The sequence below is a fragment of the Blautia sp. ZXY-1-C6 genome, from assembly GCF_056339875.1.
Genome location: NZ_JBWJVQ010000238.1, coordinates 48,277 through 57,237 on the forward strand (window position 1 = coordinate 48,277; position 8,961 = coordinate 57,237).

General features: G+C 40.9%; 7 protein-coding genes and 1 tRNA gene. All 8 read left to right on the forward strand.

The annotated features are described in order from the left end of the window. Position 1: 1 nt before the first annotated feature. Complete coding sequence (locus AC075J_RS15115) at positions 2 to 901, forward strand: PSP1 domain-containing protein (RefSeq protein ID WP_008707977.1); 900 nt, start codon at positions 2 to 4, stop codon at positions 899 to 901. Beyond that, positions 894 to 1,634: a tRNA1(Val) (adenine(37)-N6)-methyltransferase gene (locus AC075J_RS15120; RefSeq protein ID WP_008707975.1), complete on the forward strand. Its 741-nt coding sequence runs from the start codon at positions 894 to 896 to the stop codon at positions 1,632 to 1,634. Before AC075J_RS15115 ends, AC075J_RS15120 begins: the two co-directional genes overlap by 8 nt. Before the next feature lie 40 nt (positions 1,635 to 1,674). Further along, positions 1,675 to 2,526, forward strand: coding sequence for a 16S rRNA (cytidine(1402)-2'-O)-methyltransferase (gene rsmI, locus AC075J_RS15125; RefSeq protein WP_022380442.1), 852 nt, complete (start codon positions 1,675 to 1,677; stop codon positions 2,524 to 2,526). A 197-nt stretch (positions 2,527 to 2,723) separates the two neighbouring features. Beyond that, positions 2,724 to 4,649 carry a DNA topoisomerase (ATP-hydrolyzing) subunit B gene (gyrB, locus tag AC075J_RS15130; RefSeq protein ID WP_008707973.1) on the forward strand — a complete coding sequence of 642 codons (1,926 nt, stop codon included), beginning with the start codon at positions 2,724 to 2,726 and terminating at the stop codon, positions 4,647 to 4,649. Between the two features lie 19 nt (positions 4,650 to 4,668). Continuing rightward, entirely contained in the window at positions 4,669 to 7,242 is a 2,574-nt protein-coding gene (gyrA, locus tag AC075J_RS15135; protein WP_022380443.1) for a DNA gyrase subunit A, read from the forward strand. 2 nt (positions 7,243 to 7,244) lie between these two features. Continuing rightward, positions 7,245 to 7,802, forward strand: a complete 558-nt coding sequence (locus tag AC075J_RS15140; protein WP_022380444.1) for a hypothetical protein — start codon at positions 7,245 to 7,247, stop codon at positions 7,800 to 7,802. A gap of 18 nt (positions 7,803 to 7,820) precedes the next feature. Continuing rightward, complete coding sequence (locus AC075J_RS15145; protein ID WP_476390202.1) at positions 7,821 to 8,534, forward strand: lysophospholipid acyltransferase family protein; 714 nt, start codon at positions 7,821 to 7,823, stop codon at positions 8,532 to 8,534. Between the two features lie 175 nt (positions 8,535 to 8,709). Continuing rightward, positions 8,710 to 8,797, forward strand: a tRNA-Ser gene (locus tag AC075J_RS15150). The last annotated feature ends 164 nt before the right edge of the window (positions 8,798 to 8,961 follow it).

The window sequence follows — 8,961 nt, forward strand, 5'->3', positions numbered from 1 at the left end:
AATGACAAAAGTAGTAGGCGTGAGATTTCGTAATGTAGGCAAGATTTATTATTTCAGTCCTAAAGATTATGAAATTAAAACAGGCGATCACGTGATCGTGGAGACAGCCCGGGGAATTGAATACGGGAAAGTCGTACTTGCACCAAGAGAAGTAGATGAGGAAGATGTTGTTCACCCTCTCAAAGAAGTTCTTCGTGTGGCAACAAAGGAGGACGACGAGAGAGAGGCACAGAACAGAGTCAGAGAGAGAGAGGCATTTAAAATCTGTCAGAAGAAGATTCGTGAACATGGTCTGGAAATGAAACTGATAGATGCAGAGTATACATTTGATAATAATAAAGTGCTGTTTTATTTCACTGCTGACGGCAGAATTGATTTCCGCCAGTTGGTAAAAGATCTGGCAGCAATTTTTAAAACGCGTATCGAACTTCGCCAGATTGGTGTTCGCGATGAGACAAAGATTCTGGGAGGAATCGGTATCTGCGGAAGATGTCTGTGCTGCCACACATATCTGTCTGAGTTTGCACCTGTATCCATAAAGATGGCAAAAGAGCAGAATCTGTCCCTTAACCAGACAAAGATTTCCGGTGTGTGCGGAAGACTGATGTGCTGCCTGAAGAACGAGCAGGAAACATATGAAGAGCTGAATAAAAAGCTTCCGGGACTGGGAGATACAGTTACAACTCCGGATGGGCTTACCGGAACTGTACACAGTGTAAACGTGCTTCGTCAACGTGTAAAGGTAATTGTAGAGATCAATGACGAGAAAGAAATTCAGGAATTTCCGGTAGATGACCTGAAATTCAGACCGAGAAAGAAGAAAGTCAAAGTCTCTGAAAAAGAATTAAAAGAACTTGGAAATCTGGAAGATAAAAAAGGAGATTCCAAATTAAATGACTGATCAGCTGGTAAAAGATAATGAACGTATAGATGATCTTCAGAACGGATATTATGTGATACAGGATCCGGATAAATTCTGTTTTGGGATGGATGCAGTTCTTCTTTCCGGCTTTGCAAAAGTAAAAAAGGGTGAGACTGCTCTGGATCTGGGAACAGGAACGGGAATTATCCCGATCCTGCTTAAAACCAAAACAAATGGGAAACACTTTACAGGTCTTGAGATTCAGAAAGAGTGTGCAGATATGGCCGGACGCAGTGTCAGATATAATCATCTGGAGGACGATGTTGAGATCGTACGGGGTGATATTAAGGAGGCTGCTGATATTTTTGGGGCAGCTTCTTTTGATGTAGTGACAAGTAATCCGCCTTATATGATCGGACAGCATGGACTTCGCAATTCGGATATGCCAAAAGCAATTGCCAGACATGAAGTACTCTGTAATCTGGAGGATGTGGTGAGCCAGGCATCAAAGGTTCTGAAAGAACGTGGAAGATTTTATATGGTTCACAGACCGTTCAGACTGGCTGAGATTATGAATGTTCTCACAAAGTATCGTCTGGAACCGAAAAGGATGCAGCTTGTATATCCATACATAGACAGAGAACCAAACATGGTTCTGATCGAGGCATTAAAGGGAGGAAATTCCAGAGTTACAGTGGAACCTCCTCTGATCGTATATAAAGAGCCGGGAGTCTATACAGAAAATATACTGAAGATTTATGATATGATTTAACCGAATTTTATTTGCAAAGTAATATGAGAGGAAACAAATTATGAGTGGTAAATTGTATTTATGTGCAACACCCATAGGAAATCTGGAGGATATTACACTCCGGGTACTTCGAACATTGAAAGAAGTGGATCTTATTGCAGCAGAGGATACCAGAAACAGTATTAAACTGTTGAACCATTTTGATATAAAAACACCTATGACCAGTTATCATGAGTACAACAAAATTGATAAGGCATATGTTCTGATCAGTAAAATGCAGGAAGGGCAGAATATTGCACTGATCACAGATGCGGGAACTCCGGGGATTTCAGATCCGGGAGAGGAGCTTGCGGCAATGTGTTATGAAGCGGGGATTGAAGTAACTTCTCTTCCGGGACCTGCTGCCTGTATCACTGCCCTGACTCTGTCCGGACTTCCAACCAGAAGATTCGCTTTTGAAGCATTTCTTCCGGCAGATAAAAAAGAAAGAAAACTGATTCTGGAAGAACTGAAGAATGAAACGAGAACTATCATTCTCTATGAGGCTCCTCACAGACTGATAAGAACTCTGGAGGAATTGAAGGAAACTCTCGGAAATCGCAGAATGACTCTTTGCAGGGAACTGACGAAAAGACATGAGACTGCATTCCATACGACTATCGAGGAGCTGATCCTCTATTATCAGACAGAGAAGCCGCTTGGAGAGTGCGTGCTGGTGATTGAAGGCAGAAGCAGACAGGAGATGGAAGAGGAACAGAAGGCATCCTGGGAAAAAATTACCATAGAAGAACACATGGAAATCTATGAAAATCAGGGACATTCAAGAAAAGAAGCTATGAAAATGGTAGCAAATGACAGAGGAATGACGAAGAGAGATGTCTATCAGTACCTCATCAATAAAACCGAAGAATAAGATTAACATACAGAAGAATTCCCGTTTTCGGGGATTCTTTTTTATTCAGGCTGTGGCAAGGAACGGGCTTTTGTGCTATAATAAATTTGTATTATTATGTCCAGATACCAGAATATATTTGAAAACCTGTCTATAATTTTCACGCAGGGGTTTTCAGATATATTCTGGTGATAAGTATATATAACAGGAGGAAAGAAATGGGCGGAGAAAATACAGAATACGGAGCGGATCAAATCCAGATTCTGGAAGGTTTGGAAGCCGTACGAAAGAGACCAGGTATGTATATCGGAAGTACATCCGGCAGAGGTCTTCATCATCTGGTTTATGAGATTGTAGATAACGCGGTTGATGAAGCACTGGCAGGATTTTGTACAGAGATTCAGGTAGTTATTAATCCGGACAACTCTATCACAGTTGTAGATAACGGACGTGGTATTCCGGTAGGAATCAATCATAAAGCAGGGATTCCTGCTGTAGAAGTAGTATTTACCATTCTTCATGCCGGCGGTAAATTTGGAGGCGGAGGGTACAAGGTATCCGGTGGTCTTCACGGAGTAGGTGCGTCTGTAGTAAATGCACTTTCCACATGGCTTGAAGTAAGGATCTATCATGAAGGTAAGATTTATCAGCAGAGATATGAACGCGGTAAAACTATGTATCCTCTGAAGGTTGTGGGAGACTGCCAACCGGATAAGACCGGAACAACAGTTGTCTTCCTTCCGGATAAAGAAATATTTGAGGAAACAGTATATGATTATGACATTCTGAAACAGCGTTTGAGAGAGATGGCATTCCTGACAAAGGGATTGAAGATTTCTCTTAAAGATACCAGAGAAGGAATGGAAAGAGAGAAAGTTTTCCATTATGAAGGTGGTATCCGTGAATTTGTAAGCTATCTGAACAGAAGCAAGGAAGCGCTTTACCCGGAAATCATTTACTGCGAAGGACAGCAGAACGGTGTGTCTGTAGAGGTTGCCATGCAGCACAATGACTCTTATACAGAGAACTGCTATGGATTTGTAAATAATATTAATACACCTGAGGGTGGTACTCATATTGTAGGTTTCAGAAATGCCCTGACAAAGACGTTCAATGATTATGCCAGAAAGAACAAGCTGCTTAAAGACAGTGAACCCAATTTGAGTGGCGATGATATCCGCGAAGGTCTGACTGCAATCGTCAGTGTTAAGATTGAGAATCCTCAGTTTGAAGGTCAGACAAAACAGAAGCTTGGAAACAGTGAAGCAAGAGGGGCTGTTGACAGCGTGGTGAGCAAGCAGCTTGAGATTTTCCTTGAGCAGAATCCAACAGTAGCGAAAACTACAGTAGAGAAATCAGTTCTTGCACAGAGAGCACGTGAGGCTGCACGTAAGGCTCGTGATCTGACCAGAAGAAAATCAGCACTTGATAATATGTCACTTCCTGGAAAGCTTGCAGACTGTTCAGATAAGAATCCTGAGAACTGTGAAATCTACATTGTAGAGGGAGATTCCGCCGGTGGCTCTGCAAAAACAGCCAGAAATCGTGTAACACAGGCTATCCTTCCACTGAGAGGTAAGATCCTGAATGTAGAGAAAGCACGTCTGGATAAGATTTATGCAAATGCAGAGATCAAAGCTATGATCACAGCTTTCGGAACAGGAATTCATGAAGATTTTGATATCAGTAAACTTCGTTATCATAAGATTATTATTATGACTGATGCCGATGTCGATGGTGCGCACATCGCAACCCTTCTGCTGACTTTCCTGTATCGTTTTATGCCTGAGCTTATCAAACAGGGATATGTGTATCTTGCACAGCCGCCATTATACAAGGTGGAGAAGAACAAGAAAGTATGGTATGCATACGACGATGATGAACTGAATCAGATTCTGACAGAAATCGGACGTGACGGAAATAACAAGATCCAGCGTTATAAAGGTCTTGGAGAGATGGATGCAGACCAGCTTTGGGAGACGACGATGGATCCTGAGAAACGAATCCTGCTTAAGGTTACCATGGATGAGGCTGCGACTTCTGAGATTGACCTTACATTTACTACACTGATGGGTGACAAGGTAGAGCCGAGACGTGAATTTATTGAAGAGAATGCAAGATTTGTAAAGAATCTGGATATCTGATAATAGGGAGAATAGATAAATGGAAGATAATATTTTTGACAAAGTCCACGAGGTGGATCTGGAAAAGACCATGAAGGACTCTTATATTGACTATGCCATGAGCGTTATCGCTTCCAGAGCACTGCCTGATGTAAGAGATGGTCTGAAACCGGTTCAGCGACGTGTATTGTATTCCATGATAGAACTGAATAATGGTCCTGACAAACCGCATCGTAAATGTGCGCGTATTGTCGGTGATACAATGGGTAAATATCATCCACATGGTGACAGTTCTATTTATGGAGCACTTGTAAATATGGCACAGGAATGGTCTACCAGATATCCGCTGGTAGACGGACATGGAAACTTTGGTTCCGTAGATGGTGACGGGGCAGCGGCCATGCGATACACTGAGGCACGTCTAAGTAAGATTTCCATGGAAATGCTGGCAGATATTAACAAAGATACTGTTGACTTCCAGCCAAACTTTGATGAAACAGAGAGAGAGCCGGTTGTACTGCCGTCCCGTTATCCGAATCTTCTGGTGAACGGAACTTCAGGTATTGCAGTAGGTATGGCTACCAATATCCCTCCTCATAATCTGAGAGAGGTTGTGGATGCTGTTGTCAAGATTATAGACAATATCATTGAAGAACAACGCGAAACGACTATGGAAGAGATTCTGGATATTGTAAAAGGTCCTGATTTTCCTACAGGTGCGACGATTCTTGGAAGAAGAGGGATTGAAGAAGCATACAGAACAGGTCGTGGTAAGATTCGTGTACGTGCAGTGACAAATATTGAGACTCTTCCAAACGGAAAGTCCAGAATTATTGTCACAGAGCTTCCGTATCTGGTAAATAAAGCGCGTCTGATCTCAAAGATTGCAGAACTTGTAAGAGATAAAAAGATTGACGGAATCACAGACCTGAATGACCATTCCAGTCGTGAGGGAATGAGAATCTGTATTGATCTGCGCAAGGATGCAAATGCAAATGTAGTTTTGAATTTACTGTATAAGCATACGCAGTTACAGGATACTTTTGGCGTAAATATGCTTTCACTTATTCCGAATAACGGAAGTCTGGAACCGAAGGTATTAAACCTGAAACAGATGCTGGAATATTATCTGGCTCATCAGGAAGATGTAGTGACCAGAAGAACGAAATATGACCTGAATAAAGCAAGAGAGCGAGCTCACATTTTAGAAGGTCTGTTAAAAGCACTGGATAATATTGATGAGGTGATCCGTATTATCAGAGCTTCGCAGAATGTGCAGATCGCAAAACAGGAGTTAATGGACCGCTTTGAACTGACAGATGTTCAGGCACAGGCAATCGTAGATATGCGTCTGCGTGCTCTGACAGGTCTGGAAAGAGAGAAGCTGGAAGCAGAGTATGCTGATTTAATGGAAAAAATCCGTAAATACGAGGCTATCCTTGCGGACAGAAGTCTTCTTCTTCGCGTGATTCGTGAAGAAATTCTTGCAATTGCAGAGAAATACGGAGACGACAGAAAGACTTCTATCGGATATGATGTATACGATATTTCTACAGAGGATCTGATTCCGAGAGAGAATACAGTGATCACAATGACCAAACTTGGATATATTAAGAGAATGACAGTAGATAATTTCAGAAGCCAGAACAGAGGTGGAAGAGGAATCAAGGGAATGCAGACTCTTGAGGATGACTACATTGAAGAACTTCTGATGACAACTACCCATCATTATCTGATGTTCTTTACAAATACAGGAAGGGTATATCGTCTGAAGGCATATGAGATTCCGGAGGCAGGACGTACTGCAAGAGGAACTGCGATTATTAATCTGTTACAGCTTATGCCGGGGGAATGCATCACTGCAGTAATCCCGCTTCGCAAATTTGAAGATGGTCATTATCTGATGATGGCTACGAAGAATGGCCTGGTAAAGAAAACACCGATTAAAGAATATGCGAATGTGCGTAAAAACGGACTGGCAGCTATCACATTGCGTGATGATGATGAACTGATCGAGGTTAAGCTTACAGATGATAAGAAGGATATAATACTTGTTACAAAAGATGGTATGTGTATCCGTTTTAAAGAAACAGATGTAAGAAGTACAGGCAGAACTTCTATGGGCGTACGCGGTATGAATATCGATGACGGAGACGAAGTGGTAGCAATGCAGCTGAATTCTCAGGGAGATTGCCTGCTGATAGTTTCTGCAAATGGTATGGGTAAACGTACTTCTATGGGTGAATTTACCTGTCAGAATCGTGGCGGTAAAGGTGTAAAATGTTATAAGATTACCGAGAAAACCGGTGATGTAATCGGAGCAAGAGCTGTAAATGAAGATAATGAAGTAATGCTGATCACTACGGAAGGTATTATCATCAGAATCGCCTGCGCTGATATTTCCATTCTTGGAAGAATTACATCAGGTGTAAAACTGATCAATCTTACAGAGGGTGTCACTGTAGCCAGTGTAGCTAAAGTGAGAGATAAGGAAGAAAAAGATACAAATGCACAGCAGGCAGCAGTGGAAATTACGGACAGTGCAGAAACAGAAGAATCTGATCAGCCGACAGATCAGGAGACACAGGATGAGAACAGAGGGGAAGAGGAATAACCATGAAGAAATGGTACAGATATCTTGCAGCCGGAGTGTTGGTATTACTGACACTCTGTGTGGCAGGATGCGGGGGAGTGAGTCATAAATCACCGGAAAAAGTAACAGAGGAATTGATTCAGTCCTATACTGACGGGAAAGAAAAGAAAGTGAAGGAGTGCTATAACCAGGTAGATAATACAGAAGCAGATCTTCAGACAGAGATTACAGCAACACTCAAATATTTTGCGGCACATAATCCTAAGAAAGTATCTGTTCAGGATTGTGAGATCCTTTCTGAAAATGACAAGTACAGTTATGTATACATAACCTACAATCTGATTCTGGAGGATGATCAGGAATATCCATGTGTTGGAACTTATATGGTTGGTAAACAGGATAAAACTTATTATATCATGGCACCATCACAGATTACAGATGATATGAAAACTCAGGCGGCTACAGCATATGTCCAATTTATGAAGACAGATGCTTACAAGACGTATACCAAAGCATATGAAACATTTATCAAGAAAAATCCGGGATATGAAGACAAAATTTCGGAAAAAGCAGGAGTGTAATATATCGAGGGCAAAAAAATGAAAAGAATATTACTGATGGTATTTAGAAATCTCTTTTTTGTTCCATATGGATGGTTTAAGTTATGCTGGTATGCATCGCATGCAGAACGTTACAGTGAAGAACAGAGATATCAGCTTCTTAAATATGTAGATAACAGAGCAGTGAAAGGCGGTAATCTGGTAATTGACGGTCATGGTATGGAAAATATTCCAAAAGAAAATGGGTTTATTTTCTTTCCCAATCATCAGGGATTATTTGATGTACTTGCAATCATACAGGTGTGTCCGGTACCTTTCTCGATAGTGGCAAAAAAAGAGCTGACAAACGTACCATTTCTGAAGCAGGTATTTGCATGCATGAAAGCGTTTATGATTGACCGTGATGATGTCAAACAATCTATGCAGGTAATCATTAATGTTATCAAAGAAGTAAAGGCAGGAAGAAACTATCTGATTTTTGCCGAGGGAACCAGAAGCAAAGACGGCAATCATCCGCAGGAATTTAAAGGTGGAAGTTTTAAAGCTGCAACGAAATCAAAATGTCCGATCGTACCCGTAGCACTGATTGATTCTTATAAAGCGTTTGATACGGGATCTGTCAAAAAACTTACAGTGCAGGTACATTTTCTGGAACCCATATACTATGATGAGTATAAAGATATGAAAACAACAGAGATTGCAGCAGAGGTAAAAAAACGTATCGAAGCGACAATAACACAGTATACTTCTTGATGGAAGTATGAAATTTGCAAGTCCTGAAACCGGATTTTAGGGTAAAAATAAAAAATATGAAAAAAAGTAAAAAAACCTGTTGACAAAACAGGTTTTTTTACATATAATTACAAATGCGCTTCGGGAGATTCCAAAGTGCATTCGAATTTAATATTGAACTATTAGTTCGGAGTCTGGAGAAGTACTCAAGAGGCCGAAGAGGTGCCCCTGCTAAGGGTATAGGTCGCTAACGCGGCGCGAGGGTTCAAATCCCTCCTTCTCCGTTTTTATTTTTTGGAAAACAAAAAATAAATAAAAAAAGATGTTGACAAACATTTGAAACTATGATAAAGTAAACAAGCTGTCAACAAACAGTAAATCGGTTGAAAAAAAGATTTGAAAAAACTTAAAAAAGTTCTTGACAAATCAAAAACAACATGATAAAATA

Excerpts from the sequence above, each read along its gene's own strand:
- gyrA (WP_022380443.1), top strand. The coding sequence starts at position 4,669 with ATGGAAGATAATATTTTTGACAAAGTCCACGAGGTGGATCTGGAAAAG.
- AC075J_RS15120 (WP_008707975.1), top strand. The coding sequence starts at position 894 with ATGACTGATCAGCTGGTAAAAGATAATGAACGTATAGATGATCTTCAG.
- AC075J_RS15145 (WP_476390202.1), top strand. The coding sequence starts at position 7,821 with ATGAAAAGAATATTACTGATGGTATTTAGAAATCTCTTTTTTGTTCCA.
- gyrB (WP_008707973.1), top strand. The coding sequence starts at position 2,724 with ATGGGCGGAGAAAATACAGAATACGGAGCGGATCAAATCCAGATTCTG.
- AC075J_RS15115 (WP_008707977.1), top strand. The coding sequence starts at position 2 with ATGACAAAAGTAGTAGGCGTGAGATTTCGTAATGTAGGCAAGATTTAT.
- rsmI (WP_022380442.1), top strand. The coding sequence starts at position 1,675 with ATGAGTGGTAAATTGTATTTATGTGCAACACCCATAGGAAATCTGGAG.
- AC075J_RS15140 (WP_022380444.1), top strand. The coding sequence starts at position 7,245 with ATGAAGAAATGGTACAGATATCTTGCAGCCGGAGTGTTGGTATTACTG.